The organism is Mesorhizobium sp. Cs1299R1N3, assembly GCF_037179625.1.
Taxonomy (GTDB): Bacteria; Pseudomonadota; Alphaproteobacteria; order Rhizobiales; family Rhizobiaceae; genus Mesorhizobium; species Mesorhizobium salmacidum.
In genome coordinates, this window is the sequence record NZ_JAPYKQ010000001.1 from 876,517 (window position 1) to 893,077 (window position 16,561).

Here is a 16,561-nt window from a genome sequence, read left to right on the forward strand (position 1 = left end):
CCAGAAGCGTCAGCCCTCAACGATGACGAGGCGTGATCCGCATCGGCAACCCGCCTTGCGGCTGCGTGGTCAGTTTCTGCACCGGCCAGGGTTTTGTTTCAGCGGTCGCGTCGAAGCGGAAGCGTGACAAAAGGATGGCGAGCGCGATGATCGCCTCCTGCATGGCGAAACTGGCGCCTATGCAGACCCGCGGTCCCGCGCCGAAGGGCAGATACTGGAAGCGGTCGATCTTTTCACGGTTTCCCGGGTGGAAGCGTTCGGGCAGGAAGGCGTCGGGCCGGTCCCACAACTTCCTGTGGCGGTGGACGACCCACGGCATCACCAGCACGGCGGCGTGCTTGGGAATATAAAGATCCCTCCACATTTCCGGCACGATCGGCTCGCGGTTGATCGATGGCGCCGGCGGGTAGAGCCGAAGCGCCTCGTCGAAGGCGGCGCGTGTCCGCGGCATGGCGTCGAGCCACTTCGTCGGATCGGGCTCGCGCGCCAGCACCTGGTCGATCTCCTGTTCGACGCGGTCGCGCTCCCAGGGCGATTCGGCCAGGCAATAAAGCGTCCAGCCGAGCGCGCGCGCCGTGGTCTCGTGGCCGGCGCCGATGAAGGTGATGATGTTGTCCTCGACTTCCGGGCGTGTCAGTCCGTCGGGGCCTTCGGCCTTGAGCAGCAGCGTCAGGAAATCCTGGGGCACGGCATCGGGGTCGCGCCCGAACTTCTCTTCGCGCATCTTGACCGTGTCGGTCACGATCTTGCGGAAATAGGCCATCGTCTTGCGGCCGCGGATGCGGGTCAGCCGTGGCAGCCAGTCGGGCGCGCGCAACAGGTCGAGCGGGTCGACGCGGCCCATGGTCTCGAACAGGCGGTCGATCTCGTTTTCGAAACTGCCCGGCTCGCCTGCGATCTCGCCGGAAAACAGCGTCTCGGCCAGGATGTCGTAGGTGAGCAGCGTCATGTCATGGGCGATATCGGACGTGCCGCCCGCCTCGTAACGGGTGACGAACTCCAGCGTGCGTTTCAGCATCGGCTGGGCAAAGCCGAAAATGTGGCGCGGTGTGAACACCGGCGCCATCGCCTTGCGCGACCGCTTCCACACCTCGCCCTCGGCGGTCAGCAGGCCATCGCGCAGGATCGGCCTCAGGATCTTCTGGCGCACCGTCGCCATCTTGTAGTTTTTGGCGTTGTCGACCAACACATGGCGGATCAGGGCGGGATCATTGGCGATGACCAGCGGCCCGCCGGCGCCCTTGGCCGAAATCCAGGGTTCGTTGTAGGTCGGCTCGCCCCAGAGTTCGAGCGGGTTGCGATAAACGATGCGGATCATCTCCAGCGTCGAAGGCGGCGACGTGCGCGGCTTCGGGGCGGGAGGAACGAAGGGGGCGGGCTGAGTATCCATGGAGTGCTCCGCTGTTCCCATCAATGTAGTGACTGGCACACCGAGCGTCCATGTGGCCAAACGGCAGAGCGGATCATGACTTCAGGAACGCAGGGCAGACAATCTGTTCATCCGATCGTGACCGTTCCGTCAGGGCTCCGACCTTGTCCGCTGGAACGCTCTGCCGTAGTGACGGTCACCAACGGATACCGCCCGACAAAGGAGCCTGCCTTGAAGCACCAGTTGAACATCATCATCGGCAGCACGCGGCCCGGCCGCGCCGGCTCGGTTTTTGCCGAGTGGCTGGAGACGTTCGCGCGCGAGCACGGAAAATTCGAGCCGGTGCTGACCGACATCGCCGCGTTCGGTCTGCCGGTGCTGGACGAACCCTATCATCCAAGGCTCGGCAATTATCAAAACGACCACACCAAGCTCTGGTCGAAGGCGATCGACGCTGCGGACGCCTTAGTCTTCGTGGCGCCGGAATACAATTATTTCGTGGCGCCCGCGATCGTCAACGCGATCGACTATCTCGCCCGCGAATGGAAATACAAGCCAGCCGCCATCTTCAGCTATGGCGGTGTTTCCGGCGGCCTGCGCGCGGCGCAGGCGCTGAAACCGCTGCTGACCGCGGTCGGGATCATGCCGATCCCGGAAGGTGTCGCGCTGCCGCTGTACCAGAAACTGCTCGACGAGAATGGCGCCTTCGATGCCAGCGAGCAGGTGCGGGGCGGAACCAAGACCATGCTGGACGAACTGTTGCGCTGGAGCGAGGCGTTGAAACCGATGCGCGCTGCCTGAGAGAGCCGCTCTCAGCGCGGCTTGCTCGCGCCATAAAGAGGTGGAATGGTCGGCAGATGACTGAGCCGGGGGCGGTTCGACTTGCGTTTGCTGTTTGCCTTGCTGCTGATGCTTGCGACCACCGCCGTGGCGGTGGCGGAGCGGCGCGTGGCATTGGTCATGGCCGATGACGACTACCGGCTGGTCCGGCCGCTTGCCAACCCCATCCATGACGGCGAGGCGATGGAGGCGGCGCTGAAGAAACTTGGTTTCGAGGTGGTGCTCGAAACCAACCGCGACCTCAGGCGCATGCGCCGCGCGCTCGACGACTTCCGCGAAGACGCCAAGGGCGCGGACGTGGCGCTGGTGTATTTCTCAGGCCATGGCGTCGAAATATCGGGCGACAACCGGCTGCTGCCGGTCGATGCCGACGCGTCTTCGCTCGATGCGCTGGACAAGACCAGTCTGCCGCTGGAAGAGGTGCGCGACGCGGTCGCCGCCACCGCGAAAGTCGGGCTGATCGTGCTCGATGCCTGCCGCAGCGATCCGTTCTCGGGGAGCAGCGGCACGGGTCGTGGCGCGACCTCGTTGGCCAAGGATGTCGCCGACAGCGTGAAACCGGGTCTTGGTCGCATCGGGCGGGCGGAAAACATCCTGTTCGCTTTCTCGGCCGCACCCGGCGAGACGGCCGCCGATGGCACCGGCCAGAACTCACCCTTCACCACGGCGTTGACCAAATATCTCGGCACCGACGGGCTCGAGATTCGCTCGGTGCTGACGCTGGTGCAGCAGGAGGTCTACGACCTGTCGCGCGGCAAGCAACTGCCCTATGTCGAGAGCGGCCTGCCTAAGCTGTTTTTCGCCGCTGCCGCCAAGGAGCAATTGCCGGAGCGCGAAAGGCTGCTGCTGGCCATGGCCGACGTGACGCCGGAGATGCGGGGCGAGGTCGAGCGGATCGCCAGCGACGCCGACATGCCGCTGGCGCCGCTCTATGGGGCGTTGATCAGCGTCGACACCAGCCATCTGTCGGCGGAGAGCCTGAATGCCCGGCTGCGCGAGGCGGCGGACGCCTTCGTCAAGGTGCGCGCCGGGATGAAGACGCTGGCTGCCGACGATCCGCGTGTGACGGACCTGCGCCGTCAGGCCGAGGAGCAGCTGGCCCTGGGCGCCTTCGGCACCGCACAGGCGAAGTTGGCCGAGGCGGTCGGTATCGACGACGTGTCGCGCAAGGCGCTGAAGGTGAATTTCGTCGATCGAACGCTGTCGCAGGCCGCGACGCTGTTCCTGTCGGCGGGCACGGCGCGCGCCGACCTCGATTATGAGGCGGCCATCAAGGGCTATGAAACGGTGCTGTCGCTGTATGGCGAGGCCGGGCAGACCTCGCTCAGCCTGGAACAAGCCGACCGCCAGAGCAGCACGCTGGACGAGCTCGGTCTGCTCTATACGACGGTCGGCAATGTCGAGGCGGCCGGCCGGGCCTTCACCGCCCTGTTGGCCAACCTCGAGCAGCGGTCGCTTCGGGAAACCGATCCCAGCGTCAAACGCGATCTCGCCATCAGCCACATCAAGCTCGCCAACATAGAGATGGCGCAAGGCGACCTGCCAAACTCGCTCGAAAACTATGAGGCGGCCAGGGGCATGCTGCAGGAGCTGACCGCAAGCGTGCCGGACAAGAAAGACTGGCTCGGTGATCTTGCCATGGCCAATGACAAGATCGGCAACGTGCTGGCGACGCAAGGCGATGTGGGTACGGCGGCCCAGGCCTATCAACAAAGCCTGTCGATCAAGCAGAAATTGGCCGACGCCGAGCCGAACAGCGCTTATCTGCTGCGCGACCTGACCATAACCTATGACGAAATCGGCGACCTTGCCCATACCGCCGGCCAGTTGAACAGCGCCCAGACCGCCTTTGAAGAGAGCCTGAGAATCCGGCTGGCGCTGGCCGAGAACAAACCCGACGACCTTGAGCGCCAGCGCGCTGTCTCTGTCAGCCACGAGAGGATCGGCGACGTGCTGCGCGAGCGAGGCGACGCCGCCGGGGCGCTCGTGGCCTACAACAAGAGCCAGGCGATCGCCGGGAGCCTGGTGCGCCGCGACCCTAACGATACCGACTTGAAGCGCGACCTGTCGATCAGTTACGCCAAGATCGGCAACGCGCTCAACGACCAGGAGAACTGGCCGGCAGCACTGGTCTCCTATCAGAAAGCGCTGGCCGTAGCGCGTGACCTTGCCCAGAGCGACCCCGGCAACACCGGCTGGCAGCGCGACCTGTCGGTCTGTCTGGAAAAGGTTGCCGGTGTGCTTGATGCGCAGGGCAATGTCAGCGAGGCGCTGCAAAACTACCAGGACAGTCTTGCCATTGCCGACCGGCTGGCCCAGCTCGACCCAGGCAATTCCGACTGGCAACGCGACCTGTCGATCACTCTGTCGGAAATCGGCATGCTGGAGACCAAGCAGCGCCACTTCGAGGGCTCCAAGAGGGCCTTCGAAGCCAGCCTCGGCATCCGCCAGCAACTGGCTCAGTCCGATCCGAACAATGCGGTTTGGCAATTTGATCTGGTGCAGGCTTACATCAACTATGCGTATGTGGCCAAGGATCCGAAGGCGGTGCTGACCAAGGCGCTGAACCTGACGCTGGAGCTCGACCGCACGGGCCGGCTGACGCCCAGGGACAAATCCACGATCAAATATTTGCGCGGCCTTCTCGCCAAAATCAACGCCCGAAAAAAATAGCCGGCTGCCGGCTTGGGATTTGCGCCGGAAATGCCTGCAAACCTTGGAAAAACCGCCTTTAGCGCCTATATCTAGTCGATCTCAGAAGCGCGATTCGGGGCCAATTTTTCGCGCTGCAAAAACGGCATCTAGACAATAGGTTTTCATGAGCGACCAGACCGAGAACACCAACGGCGCTGAAGCCGAATACGGCGCCGATTCCATCAAGGTTTTGAAGGGGTTGGATGCTGTCCGCAAGCGGCCGGGCATGTATATCGGCGACACCGATGACGGCTCGGGCCTGCATCACATGGTCTACGAGGTGGTCGACAATGCCATCGACGAGGCGCTGGCGGGCCATGCCGACCTGGTTTCGGTGACGCTCAACCCCGATGGCTCGGTGACGGTTATCGACAATGGCCGTGGCATTCCGACCGACATTCACCCCAGCGAGGGCATTTCGGCGGCCGAAGTGATCATGACGCAGCTGCATGCCGGCGGAAAGTTCGACCAGAACTCCTACAAGGTGTCTGGCGGCCTGCATGGCGTCGGCGTCTCGGTGGTCAACGCGCTATCGGCCTGGCTGAAGCTCAAGATCCGCCGCAACGGCCAGATCTTCGAAATGAGCTTTACCCATGGCAATGCCGACGCGCCGCTGAAGGCGACCGGCAGCTACGAGCAGGACAAGCGCCCGGGCACGAATGAGGGCCGCAGCGGTAGCGAGGTCACCTTCTTTCCGTCGTCCGAGACCTTCACCATGGTCGAGTTCGATTTCGGCACGCTGGAGCACCGGCTGCGCGAACTCGCCTTCCTGAACTCCGGCGTGCGCATCGTGCTGACAGACGCCCGCCATGCCGATGTCGTGAGGCATGAACTGCACTATGACGGCGGCCTCGAAGAGTTCGTCAAATATCTCGACCGCGTCAAGAAACCGCTGATCGGGAAGCCGATCTCCATCAGGGCCGAGCGTGACGGCATCACCGTCGAAGTGGCGATGTGGTGGAACGACAGCTACCACGAGAATGTGCTGGCCTTCACCAACAACATTCCGCAGCGCGATGGCGGCACACATCTGGCCGGTTTTCGCGGCGCGCTGACCCGTCAGATCACCGGTTATGGCGAATCCTCGGGCCTCACCAAGAAGGAAAAGGTCTCGCTGATCGGCGACGATTGCCGCGAAGGCCTGACGGCGGTGCTGTCGGTCAAGGTTCCCGATCCGAAATTCTCGTCGCAGACCAAGGACAAGCTGGTCTCGTCGGAAGTCCGTCCCGTGGTCGAGGGGCTGGTCAACGAAGCGCTCGGCACGTGGCTCGAGGAGCATCCGGCCGAGGGCAAGGTTGTCGTCGACAAGGTGATCCAGGCCGCGGCGGCGCGCGAAGCCGCGCGCAAGGCGCGCGACATCACCCGCAAGACCTCGCTCGGCGTCACCTCGCTGCCGGGCAAGCTGGCCGACTGCCAGGAACGCGACCCGGCGAAGTCCGAAATCTTCATCGTCGAGGGCGACTCGGCCGGCGGCTCCGCCAAGGGCGGCCGCTCGCGCCAGAACCAGGCGATCCTTCCCCTGCGCGGCAAGATCCTCAATGTCGAGCGAGCCCGCTTCGACCGCATGCTCTCGTCTGACATGATCGGCACACTGATCACCGCGCTCGGCACCTCGATAGGCAAGGACGAATTCAACGCCGACAAGCTGCGTTATCACAAGATCATCCTGATGACCGACGCCGACGTCGACGGCGCCCATATCAGGACCCTGCTGCTCACCTTCTTCTTCCGGCAAATGCCGGAGCTGATCGAGCGTGGCCATCTCTACATCGCCCAGCCGCCGCTCTATAAGGTGACGCGCGGCAAGAGCTCGCAATACATCAAGAATGAGAGCGCCTTCGAAGAATTCCTGATCGATTCAGGGTTGGAGGAAGCTTCCCTTACGCTTGGCTCAGGGGAAGTGCGGACCGGACAGGATCTGCACGGCGCCGTTGCCGATGCGCTGGCTGTGCGCCAGCTCATCAACGGCTTGCACACGCGCTACAACCGCAATGTCGTCGAGCAGGCGGCGATCGCCGGCGGGCTCAATCCCGATGTCTTCGCCGATCTCGGTCGCGCCAACGCGATGGCCGAGCGGATCGCGCAACGCCTCGACATCATTGCCGAGGACACCGAGCGCGGCTGGACCGGCCGCATGTCGACCTCGAACGAGGGCATCGGCGGCTATGTCTTCGAACGCACCGTGCGCAGCGTCAAGGAATATGCCCATCTCGACATGGCACTGATCAATTCCGCCGACGCACGCCAGCTCGACCGCTACGCCCAGCGCCTCAGCGAGGTCTACGGGACGCCGCCGGTGCTGCGCCGCAAGGAGGTGTCCGAAACCGTCTCGGGACCGCTGGCGCTGCTCAACGCGGTCTTCGCGACCGGCCGCAAGGGACTGACCATGCAGCGCTACAAGGGTCTCGGCGAGATGAATGCCGAGCAGCTCTGGGAGACCACGCTCGACCCGAATGTGCGCTCGCTGCTGCAGGTCAAGGTCAACGACGCGACCGATGCCGACAGCCTGTTCTCGCGGCTGATGGGCGATGAGGTGGAGCCACGACGCGAATTCATCCAGGACAACGCACTGTCGGTCGCCAATCTGGATATTTGATCTCGACCCCGGATCTCGAAATTGGCGCGCCGCGGCGCGCCAATTGTTCCGCGGCAGACAAAATCATTTCATAACCTGCTGGAACGGAAGACCCTGCCGAATCGCCGGTGCTTTGGCCTGGCTCGGCTCCAGCTTGCGGCCGAGGTCGACAGCATCGCGCAGCACGGCAAGATGCGAGCGCGACGCAACGCCAGCCGGCATCGCGACCTCGACGCCGTTTGCCGTCAGCGACCAATAGAGTGTGTGCGTGAAGATACGGCCGAGGGAACCGCGCAGCTCGACCTGGACATTCTCGACGCCGGGACCGAAATTCTCCGTCATCGATCCGGAAATCGGGTCGCCCGTCAACCAGCCATTGCCCCTGTCGAAGATGTTGGTCCACCGCGTCGCGGCAAACACCGCGCCATGGTGCACCGCGCGCTGCGGCTTGCCTGAAAGGCCGCGCCCCTCTTGATAAAGGACAGTGCCGCCGGCCACCGCCCCTTCGGCAATCGGCGGGCATGCCGAGAACAGCCGCTCGGCAATGCCGCGCCTGAATTCGGCGAGATTATACGTCACCAGAAATTCGCTGTGGGTCAGCGGGCTGCCAAGCGTGACGAAATCGCTGATCTTCCACGGCAGTGGATGGTCGGCATCCCTGGTGCGGAGTTGCCGGTAGAGCTCCCACTGATCGCGCTGGAAGCCGGCGAGATCACCCAGGCCATCGGGCCATCCAGATCCATCGGCTACAAGCGTTTGCTTTTCGATGGTTCGGATCGCCTTCAGTTTCGCCTTGTCGCGGATGGCCTCGAGTTTTCGGGGCCTGAAATCGGCCCACAATATCTGCAGGAGATCATAGGCGATCATTGACCCAAGACTGTGCGAAACCAGCACGATCCGGTCGTACGCATCGTCCATCATCAGACGCTTCAGCAGCCTCAGGCCGCGATCGCGGATCAGCGCGCGCTTCTCGACCGTTGCCGCTTCCGCACGCACATAGGCCGCGACATCGCCAAAATAGGGAAGGCCAAACCGGTCCACGGACCAGATGATGAATGAGGCCAGGATCGTGACGAGCACGCCGGCGGCCCAGGAGACATAGCCTTGCCAAACCGACGTCGCCAGCGCCAGCGCCGCGCACAGGACGACGATGACGGCAGAAAGAGTGACGAGATAGAGCCCGCGGGCGTCGCGCGGAACGTCGGCGGGCTTGCGCCACAGCAGATTTGTCACCCATGCGGCAAGCCGGCCCCGTGTCGTGCCTTGCGTGATGTCGGCCCAGTAGAGCTCGTAAAAATCGGTGCGGCGGCCATCGACATCATAGGGCGTAGTGATCCGGCGAAGTTCGTACGAATTTGTCCGGCTGTCAGGTGTGATCCAGCTCTGGTTGATCTTCGCGCCAGCGGGATCGTCCGGATCGGCCACATGTGCATAAAACGGCGCGCGGGCGGGATCATGGCTCCAGACAGCCTGAACAAAACCCCGCAACGTGCCCATGGGCCGCTGTTCGCCCATGCCATGCACGATCACCACCGCCTGGCTAAGCTTGCGCGGCGCTTTTCCGGTGGCCGGTGATGCGACTGGGTCAGGCACCAACGTCTCCGTTGACGACAATCCCGTCGGCGAGACGGGAATTCGCCATCGTAACCTCGAAACCGCCGTCAAGCCAAGAAAAAGCCCGGCGCTAGGCCGGGCGTATCTTGGCTTGTCTCAAGGCCGCCCGGTCAGTGATCCATCGCCTTGACGATTTCCTCGGTCATCTTCTTGGCGTCACCGAGCAGCATCATGGTGCCGTCCTTGTAGAACAGCGTGTTGTCGATGCCGGCATAGCCGGAGCCGAGCGAACGCTTGACGAACAGGCAGGTGCGCGCCTTGTCGACGTCGAGGATCGGCATGCCATAGATCGGACTGCTCTTGTCATCACGCGCGGACGGGTTGGTGACGTCGTTGGCGCCGATGACATAGGCGACGTCGGCCTGGGCAAACTCCGAGTTGATGTCCTCGAGCTCGAACACTTCGTCGTAAGGCACGTTGGCTTCGGCGAGCAGCACGTTCATATGGCCAGGCATACGGCCGGCGACGGGGTGGATGGCGTATTTGACGTCGACGCCGTTGGCCTTGAGCTTGTCGGCCATTTCACGCAGCGCGTGCTGCGCCTGGGCGACCGCCATGCCGTAACCCGGCACGATGATGACCTTCTGCGCGTTCATCATCAGGTAGGCGGCATCGTCGGCCGAACCCTGCTTGACCGTGCGCTCGATGCCGTCATCGGCGGCAGCCGCCGTTTCGCCGCCGAAACCGCCGAGGATGACCGAGATGAAGCTTCGGTTCATACCCTTGCACATGATGTAGGACAGGATCGCGCCCGACGAGCCGACCAGCGCGCCGGTGATGATCAGCGCCAGATTGCCTAGCGTGAAGCCCAGTGCGGCCGCTGCCCAGCCCGAATAGGAATTCAGCATCGACACGACCACCGGCATGTCGGCGCCGCCGATCGGGATGATCAGGAGCACGCCGAGCACCAGCGAGGCGGCGACGATCAGCCAGAAGACGAGCTTGGATTCGGTGGCGACCAGGAGCACGATCAGCACGATCAGGGCGATGCCAAGTGCGGCATTGATGAAATGACGGCCGCCGATCATGATCGGCTTGCCCGACATGCGGCCGTCGAGCTTCAGGAAGGCGATGACCGAGCCGGTGAAGGTGACGGCGCCGATGGCGACGCCCAGGCTCATCTCGATCAGGGCCTGGGCATGGATGTCGCCCATAGTGCCGATGCCGAAGCTTTCGGGCGCGTAGATGGCCGCGGCCGCGACCATGACAGCAGCGAGACCGACGAGGCTGTGGAAAGCGGCGACCAGTTGCGGCATCGAGGTCATGGCGATGCGGCGCGCGGTCACGGCGCCGACGCCGCCGCCGATGGCGAGACCGAGCACGATCAGACCGTAGCGGCCGGCCGACGGGACCAACGGGACGGCCAGCGCCAATGTGGTGGCAATGGCGATGCCCATGCCGATCATGCCGTAGAGATTGCCCTGGCGGCTGGTTGTTGGGTGCGACAGGCCGCGCAGCGCCATGATGAACAGGACGCCGGAAACCAGATAGAGGAAGGACGCGAAGTTGGCGTTCATGGCGCTCTACTTGTCCTTCTTCTTGTACATGGCCAACATGCGCTGGGTGACGAGAAAGCCGCCGAAGATGTTGACCGAGACCAGCATCAGCGCGACGAAGCCAAAGCCGGCGGCGACGCCGGAGGCCGCTATGCCGACCGCGAGCAGCGCGCCGACGACGATGACCGAGGAAATGGCGTTGGTGACCGCCATAAGCGGCGTGTGCAGTGCGGGGGTCACCGACCAGACGACGTAGTAGCCGACGAAGATCGCCAGGATGAAGATGGCGAAACGGAAGACGAAGGGATCGATGGCACCGCCCGACAGCGCGTGCGCGGCGTCACCGGCGGCCTCAGTGCCGCCCGGGGCATTGGCCAGGTTCTGTACCGCGAGCCTGACGGCGGCACTCGCCTGGTCGAGCTGGTCCAGGGCTTTCTGCAAGGTCTGATCCATCACGCGGTCCCTTTCGGCTTCGGCGAGGGTGACTTGGATGCGGCGGTCTTCCGGGGCGCTGACTTCTTCGGCGCGGCAGAAGCATCGGCGACCATGGTCGTGGCCGGGATAGCGGGCGGCTCGATATACGGCTGCTGGTCGGCCTTGGCGAAGGCCGGATGAACGACCTTGCCGCCATCGGTCAGCATCGTCGCCTTGACCAGATCGTCTTCGCGGTTGATGGCCAGCGTCTTGGTGGTCTTGTCGACCAGCGTCTCGAGGAAGGCGAACAGGTTCCTGGCATAGAGCAGCGAGGCGGATGCAGCGATGCGACCCGGCACGTTGAGATGGCCGACGATCTTCACATTGTTGGCGGTGGTGACGATCTTGCCTGGCTCGGCACCCTCGACATTGCCGCCACGCTCGACGGCGAGGTCGACGATCACCGAGCCCGGCTTCATCGAGGCAACCATGGCCGCCGAGACGAGCTTCGGCGCCGGCCGGCCGGGGATCAGCGCCGTGGTGATGACGATGTCCTGCTTGGCGATATGCTCGGCGGTGAGCGCCGCCTGCTTGGCCTGATAGTCCTTCGACATTTCCTTGGCGTAGCCGCCGGCGGTCTCGGCGGCCTTGAACTCCTCGTCCTCGACCGCCAGGAATTTTGCGCCGAGCGAGGCGACCTGTTCCTTGGCGGCGGGCCGAACGTCGGTGGCGGTGACGACCGCGCCGAGACGGCGCGCCGTGGCGATCGCCTGCAGGCCGGCGACGCCGACGCCCATGATGAAGACCTTTGCGGCAGGAACCGTGCCCGCGGCCGTCATCATCATCGGCAGCGCCCGGTCATATTCGGCGGCTCCGTCGATCACCGCCTGGTAGCCGGCAAGATTGGCCTGGCTGGACAGCACGTCCATCGATTGCGCGCGGGTGATGCGCGGCATGAACTCCATCGAGAAGGCGGTGACGCCTGCGTTGGCAAGGGCCGCGACTTCAGCATCATTGCCGTACGGATCCATGATGGCGATCACCGCGGCGCCGGCTTTGTAACCCTTCAGCTCGGCATGCGTTGGCCGGCGAACCTTCAGCACGACATCGGCCTTGGCGACATCCGCCGCCTTGCCGATGGCAGCGCCTGCCTTGGCAAACTCCTCGTCAGGGATGCGCGAGCAGGTGCCGGCACCGGCTTCGACGATGATGTCGAAGCCCAGCCCCGCAAGCCGCTTCACCGTATCGGGCGAGGCGGCAACGCGCGGCTCGTTCGCATCAAGCTCACGAGGGATGAAAACCGTCTGTCCCACCGCATGATCCTTTCGGCTGGAACCTGTCTGCGCGAAGTGTCGGCCGGGATATCCGGCTACTTCAACCGCAAGAGGGTTTTTGGAAGGTCTATCGCAGAATGAAGGCGCCGACGGCCAGAATAAGCACGAACAGGATCAGCGCAGAGAAGAAGCCGCCCGCGAAGAAGCCGAAAGCCATCGCCAGGAGAAGCGCACCGCAGAAGAGCGAACCATATTTGGCCAGCGCCAGGAAGCCCGCATAGGTGCGGTCATGCTCGGCATAGTCCATCTTCGCGCCCAGTTCTGCAGGACCGCTCGGCGTATGCTCAGCCATAGGAATACCCCTTCGAAGACATCTTTCAGGCACATACCGAAAAGCCGCGCGGAGAGCAATGGCGCTATTGCCGCATCGCAGCCGACAACTGCCTCAAGGGAAAATTGAAATCGGCGGGCCGATGCCCGCAGGGATGGGTTTTGCGCGAGGCCTGCCCAGCGTCTCAGCCAGCAAGGTGAGGAAAAAGCCCGAGCAGGCCAACGATGATCAGATAGAGCGCGACGATATAGTTCAGCAGCCGCGGCATGATCAGGATCAGCACGCCGGCGATCAGCGAGATCAGCGGCGTGAGCGCGAGCGAGTGGATGGTCATGACCCGTATTCCTTCCCACGAACAATCCGACATGAGCCCGGGGCGAACGCCCGTTGGGCAGAATTGCGGCGACACTCGATGGCGACGCCACTACTTATAACGGCGAAGCCGCGGGAAAGGTTCATGATGCCAGGAAAGGCGCCCGTTCAGGCAGCGTCGCGATAGTATTTCGCCGTCGGTACGATGGACAGCGGCGTCAGCCGGTTGATGGCCGGATTGGCGAACATCATCCGCTGCTCCACTGCCGTCGACTTAAAGAATGGGAACCGATCGAGTGTCTGGCGCAAGTTTTCGCCGCAGGGGATCTCGAACAGAGCGATCGGCGCAAGAACACCCGGGAACACCTTGCCCTCTGTCTTCTGAATGGCATGGAAGATGCGAGCATAGTAAGCGGAATGCTCGATCTTGATCGGCGTAAGCACTGCCGTGAGATTAAAGTAACTGGCGGCCACCATGCCAAGCCTGAGCGTCAGAAAAGGCAGGACTCCGGGCGCGGGCGCACTGTCGGCATCGGTTGCGAAGCGAGTCCCGTCGATGAACGTCTCTCCCCGGGCAAGCCGCTCGGTCAATATTTCCGGATAGGCGTCGACGGACGGCGAATGAGGGTGCTCGCGGGAAATGTAGTGGAGCCGCAGTGTGCTGACCAGGTGTCCATCGAAATAGACGCCGAACCGATAGGAGTTCGGCAGATTGTCCCAGCGATCCTCGAACATCCCGCTGGCGATCGGGCCGCACATGCCCGATTGAAGGTAAGATTGATAGCGGAGGCGGTAGATCGCCTCCAGATCCTCGCCTCCAGTGATGAGACGATAGTCGACATGCTCCAGCAATTGCATGATCGACTGGTTCAGCGCGGACCCAGCATTTGCGCCGGCGCCAGCCCGCGCATCGTTTCTCGCAGCATCCATTCTCAAGTCCTCGTATCCGCCTCTGAACAGGCTATTCGAGTTGAAATGAGACACAAGCCGAAAATTCGACCCTACCGATTTACCACTTGTTAACCTTAACAACCGGAGATCCTGACGGCAGAGTGGTGCTAACTAAAGGAGCAGTTTGGGCGTCCATATCCAAGTTCGCGTGAAAACTACTAAGCGCTTTGCTTGGAATTGTTCCAAGTCGCTATCAAATGTGCCTTAAATATGCTGGTTCGTACAAGCCCCGCACACGATCCAAGCAACGCACATTATTGACTTCAATGGGTGGGATTGACTTCAATGGGCGGGAATTTGCGGCGAAAGCTAGCCGGCTGTACGCTTGGCGGCGAGACGCAGGTCCGCGGCAAATGGCCAGGTGACGTTCGACATCGTCTCGATGCCCGACGCGCTGAGCGCTGCGCCGAACAGGAAGCCCTGGACAAGATCCGGCTTCACCGAATCCATGAGGACCTTAAGCTGCTCGAATGTCTCCACGCCTTCGATGGTGACGGTGAGCCCCAGGATACGGGTCAGGTCGACGACGCCCTTCAACAGCTCGAGCGAGCGCGGATTGTGAGTGATGTCCATCACGAACGACCGGTCGATCTTGATCTTGTCGAGTGGAAGCTTGTGCAGATAGCTCAGGCTTGAATAGCCGGTGCCGAAATCGTCGAGGGCGATGCGGACGCCGAGCTGCTTCAGTTCCTCGATATATTGGCGGGTCAAGGACTTGTCATCGAGCAGCGCGGTTTCCGTGACTTCGATCTCCAGGCGGCTGGCGGCGAGGCCGGAGTTCGCCAACGCATCGCGCACCTTCTGGATGACGTCGCGGCTGCGGAAATCTCTGGCCGAGAGATTGACCGAGACGCTGGTCTGGTCAGGCCATTTGGCGCATTCGGTACAAGCTGCATGAAGCACAAAGGTGCTGATCTCGGATATAATGCCCATCTCCTCGGCCAGCGGAATGAAGATGCTGGGCGAAATCGGTCCGAGATCGGGATGGTCCCAGCGGCAGAGCGCCTCGCAGCTGGCGATGCGCATAGTGTTCATAGCAACGATAGGCTGGTAGACGACCCGCAGGTCCCTGCTTTCCACGGCACTGCGCAGATCCGCCTTCATCAGCTGGCGGTTGCGGAACGCGGCATCCATCGCCGCCTCGAACAGCCGCCAACCGTTCTTGCCGAGCTCCTTGGCCTTGTAGAGCGCCAGGTCCGCCTTGACGATCATGGCGTCGACATCGGTCCCGCCGACCTTGGACAGCACCGCGCCGGCGCTGGCCTGGATCCGTAACCCGTGGCCCGCGACGTCGACCTCGCCCTGCAGCTCGGCGAAAATCCGGTCGAGCAGGCTCTCCAGGTGGCTCTCGTCATCGATGCGGTCGAAGAACAGCATGAACTCGTCGCCGCCGAAGCGGCTGACGGTAAGGCCTTGCCCGGCGATGGCCGCCAGGCGGTCGGCGACGGCGTAGATCAGCCCGTCGCCGACAGGATGTCCGAGCGTGTCGTTGACGCTCTTGAAATCGTCGAGGTCGATCACGGCGAGGCCGCACAGGCGATCGCGGTCGCCGGAGGCCATCAGCTCGCCGACCAGTTCATGGAAATAGGCGCGGTTGGGAAGGCCGGTCAGATTGTCGTAGCGCGCCATGAACCGGATCTTGTCCTCCGCTTCGACGCGCGCCGTAACATCCTCGAAGGTGATCACGCCGAGTTCCTGGCTGCCTTCACGCGCGGAGAATTCGTAATGCTGGCCGTTGGCGAGCGAAACAAGCACCTTGCGGTCCCTGCCCTCGCGCAGGGCGCGCGTCAGCTGCGCCTCGACGTAGCGGCAGTCCTTCGGCGCCAGCATGCCGCCGGCGACGCCGCGCATCAGAAGGCCGTGGATGGAGCGCCCGAGCAGCGCGTCGGCCGATTTCAGCGACATCAGGTGAGCGGCCTCGGCGTTGGCGACCGCGACGCGCCCGTCAGGGCCGAGCATGACCAGGCCGTGCGACATGGTGTTGAGCGCACGGTCGAACCTGCGCGTTATGCTTTTCGCCTGCTGGTGGCCGATGACCGCGGAAAACAGCACATTACGAACATGGTCGGCGCTATTGATGGTGATGAACGTCATCGGGAAGATCATCAGACCTAGGACGAGAGACGGGCCATCCATACGCAGCAGGAGTGCAAGTGCCGCCGGACCGATGAAGGTTACCGAAAAAATCCGCACCATGCGCGGAGACCCGTAGTTGCGGGCGACAACCGTGACCAGGGTTGCCAGCGTCAGCGACATCGCCGCCAGTTCGGCGAATGGGTCGGGATACACATAGATCGACACGAAGCACAGCGCACCCAACCCGAGGCCCTGCAAGCAGCCCTTGAGGATGTAGCTGCGCTCCAGTCGGTGCGCGTGTTCGACATCGGCAATCACACCGCCCGTCTTCAGGAAGCTGCGAATACCGAAATAACGGAGAAGGCTGATCGGCAGCAGAATAAAGGAAAAGGCCAGAAACAACGGATTTTGCGTGCGCAGATAAATCGTGAACCCGAGGATCCAGTAACACGCGCCACCGATCACCAACATGTGCGCGTTGTCGAACAACGACCGCACAAATTGGATATAGACATCCGCGGGGATGCTCTCGGTCCTTGTTTTGCCCATATGGTCGGCCCAACGCTAGGCCTTGTCATGCCACAACCGCCTTAAGAAAGGCTTAGAATTGGGGGT

Annotated in this window: 12 protein-coding genes; 3 read left to right on the forward strand and 9 right to left on the reverse strand. The window is 62.9% G+C overall.

Annotated features, from left to right (window positions below; all coding sequences use genetic code 11):
- Positions 1 to 16 precede the first annotated feature (16 nt).
- Complete coding sequence (locus tag O7B34_RS04055; RefSeq protein ID WP_337144968.1) at positions 17 to 1,390, reverse strand: cytochrome P450; 1,374 nt, start codon at positions 1,388 to 1,390, stop codon at positions 17 to 19.
- Between the two features lie 210 nt (positions 1,391 to 1,600).
- Here O7B34_RS04055 and O7B34_RS04060 point away from each other — a divergent pair, with 210 nt between their 5' ends.
- The 3 genes from O7B34_RS04060 to gyrB all read left to right on the forward strand — a co-directional run bounded on the left by O7B34_RS04060 (position 1,601) and on the right by gyrB (position 7,499).
- Positions 1,601 to 2,170, forward strand: a complete 570-nt coding sequence (locus tag O7B34_RS04060) for an NADPH-dependent FMN reductase (protein ID WP_337144969.1) — start codon at positions 1,601 to 1,603, stop codon at positions 2,168 to 2,170.
- 81 nt (positions 2,171 to 2,251) lie between these two features.
- Entirely contained in the window at positions 2,252 to 4,882 is a 2,631-nt protein-coding gene (locus O7B34_RS04065; protein WP_337144970.1) for a caspase family protein, read from the forward strand.
- 145 nt (positions 4,883 to 5,027) lie between these two features.
- Positions 5,028 to 7,499, forward strand: a complete 2,472-nt coding sequence (gene gyrB, locus O7B34_RS04070) for a DNA topoisomerase (ATP-hydrolyzing) subunit B (RefSeq protein WP_337144971.1) — start codon at positions 5,028 to 5,030, stop codon at positions 7,497 to 7,499.
- A gap of 63 nt (positions 7,500 to 7,562) precedes the next feature.
- Here the strand turns inward: gyrB and O7B34_RS04075 are convergent, their stop codons facing one another.
- The 8 genes from O7B34_RS04075 to O7B34_RS04110 form a co-directional block, all read right to left on the reverse strand.
- Positions 7,563 to 9,071, reverse strand: a complete 1,509-nt coding sequence (locus tag O7B34_RS04075) for a hypothetical protein (protein WP_337144972.1) — start codon at positions 9,069 to 9,071, stop codon at positions 7,563 to 7,565.
- A 131-nt stretch (positions 9,072 to 9,202) separates the two neighbouring features.
- Entirely contained in the window at positions 9,203 to 10,609 is a 1,407-nt protein-coding gene (locus O7B34_RS04080; RefSeq protein WP_337104530.1) for an NAD(P)(+) transhydrogenase (Re/Si-specific) subunit beta, read from the reverse strand.
- A gap of 6 nt (positions 10,610 to 10,615) precedes the next feature.
- On the reverse strand, positions 10,616 to 11,041 hold the full coding sequence (locus tag O7B34_RS04085) for an NAD(P) transhydrogenase subunit alpha (RefSeq protein ID WP_032935097.1): 426 nt from the start codon (positions 11,039 to 11,041) through the stop codon (positions 10,616 to 10,618).
- The gene (locus O7B34_RS04090) at positions 11,041 to 12,315 is read right to left on the reverse strand and encodes a Re/Si-specific NAD(P)(+) transhydrogenase subunit alpha (RefSeq protein WP_337144973.1); all 1,275 of its coding nucleotides are present in this window, start codon (positions 12,313 to 12,315) and stop codon (positions 11,041 to 11,043) included. The genes O7B34_RS04085 and O7B34_RS04090 overlap by 1 nt, the downstream gene beginning before the upstream one ends.
- A gap of 88 nt (positions 12,316 to 12,403) precedes the next feature.
- Positions 12,404 to 12,628 (reverse strand): aa3-type cytochrome c oxidase subunit IV, encoded by a 225-nt coding sequence (locus O7B34_RS04095; protein ID WP_027142816.1) that lies wholly within the window; start codon positions 12,626 to 12,628, stop codon positions 12,404 to 12,406.
- A gap of 163 nt (positions 12,629 to 12,791) precedes the next feature.
- Positions 12,792 to 12,941: a DUF3096 domain-containing protein gene (locus O7B34_RS04100; RefSeq protein WP_337141993.1), complete on the reverse strand. Its 150-nt coding sequence runs from the start codon at positions 12,939 to 12,941 to the stop codon at positions 12,792 to 12,794.
- A 146-nt stretch (positions 12,942 to 13,087) separates the two neighbouring features.
- A complete protein-coding gene (locus O7B34_RS04105; RefSeq protein WP_337144974.1) occupies positions 13,088 to 13,849 on the reverse strand; it encodes an N-acyl amino acid synthase FeeM domain-containing protein in 762 nt (253 codons plus the stop codon).
- 330 nt (positions 13,850 to 14,179) lie between these two features.
- The gene (locus tag O7B34_RS04110; RefSeq protein ID WP_337144975.1) at positions 14,180 to 16,495 is read right to left on the reverse strand and encodes a putative bifunctional diguanylate cyclase/phosphodiesterase; all 2,316 of its coding nucleotides are present in this window, start codon (positions 16,493 to 16,495) and stop codon (positions 14,180 to 14,182) included.
- Positions 16,496 to 16,561 lie beyond the last annotated feature (66 nt).

Coding starts and splice junctions, on each gene's coding strand:
- O7B34_RS04085 (WP_032935097.1), bottom strand. CDS start 11,041: ATGGATCAGACCTTGCAGAAAGCCCTGGACCAGCTCGACCAGGCGAGT.
- gyrB (WP_337144971.1), top strand. CDS start 5,028: ATGAGCGACCAGACCGAGAACACCAACGGCGCTGAAGCCGAATACGGC.
- O7B34_RS04100 (WP_337141993.1), bottom strand. CDS start 12,941: ATGACCATCCACTCGCTCGCGCTCACGCCGCTGATCTCGCTGATCGCC.
- O7B34_RS04080 (WP_337104530.1), bottom strand. CDS start 10,609: ATGAACGCCAACTTCGCGTCCTTCCTCTATCTGGTTTCCGGCGTCCTG.
- O7B34_RS04055 (WP_337144968.1), bottom strand. CDS start 1,390: ATGGATACTCAGCCCGCCCCCTTCGTTCCTCCCGCCCCGAAGCCGCGC.
- O7B34_RS04105 (WP_337144974.1), bottom strand. CDS start 13,849: ATGGATGCTGCGAGAAACGATGCGCGGGCTGGCGCCGGCGCAAATGCT.
- O7B34_RS04095 (WP_027142816.1), bottom strand. CDS start 12,628: ATGGCTGAGCATACGCCGAGCGGTCCTGCAGAACTGGGCGCGAAGATG.
- O7B34_RS04110 (WP_337144975.1), bottom strand. CDS start 16,495: ATGGGCAAAACAAGGACCGAGAGCATCCCCGCGGATGTCTATATCCAA.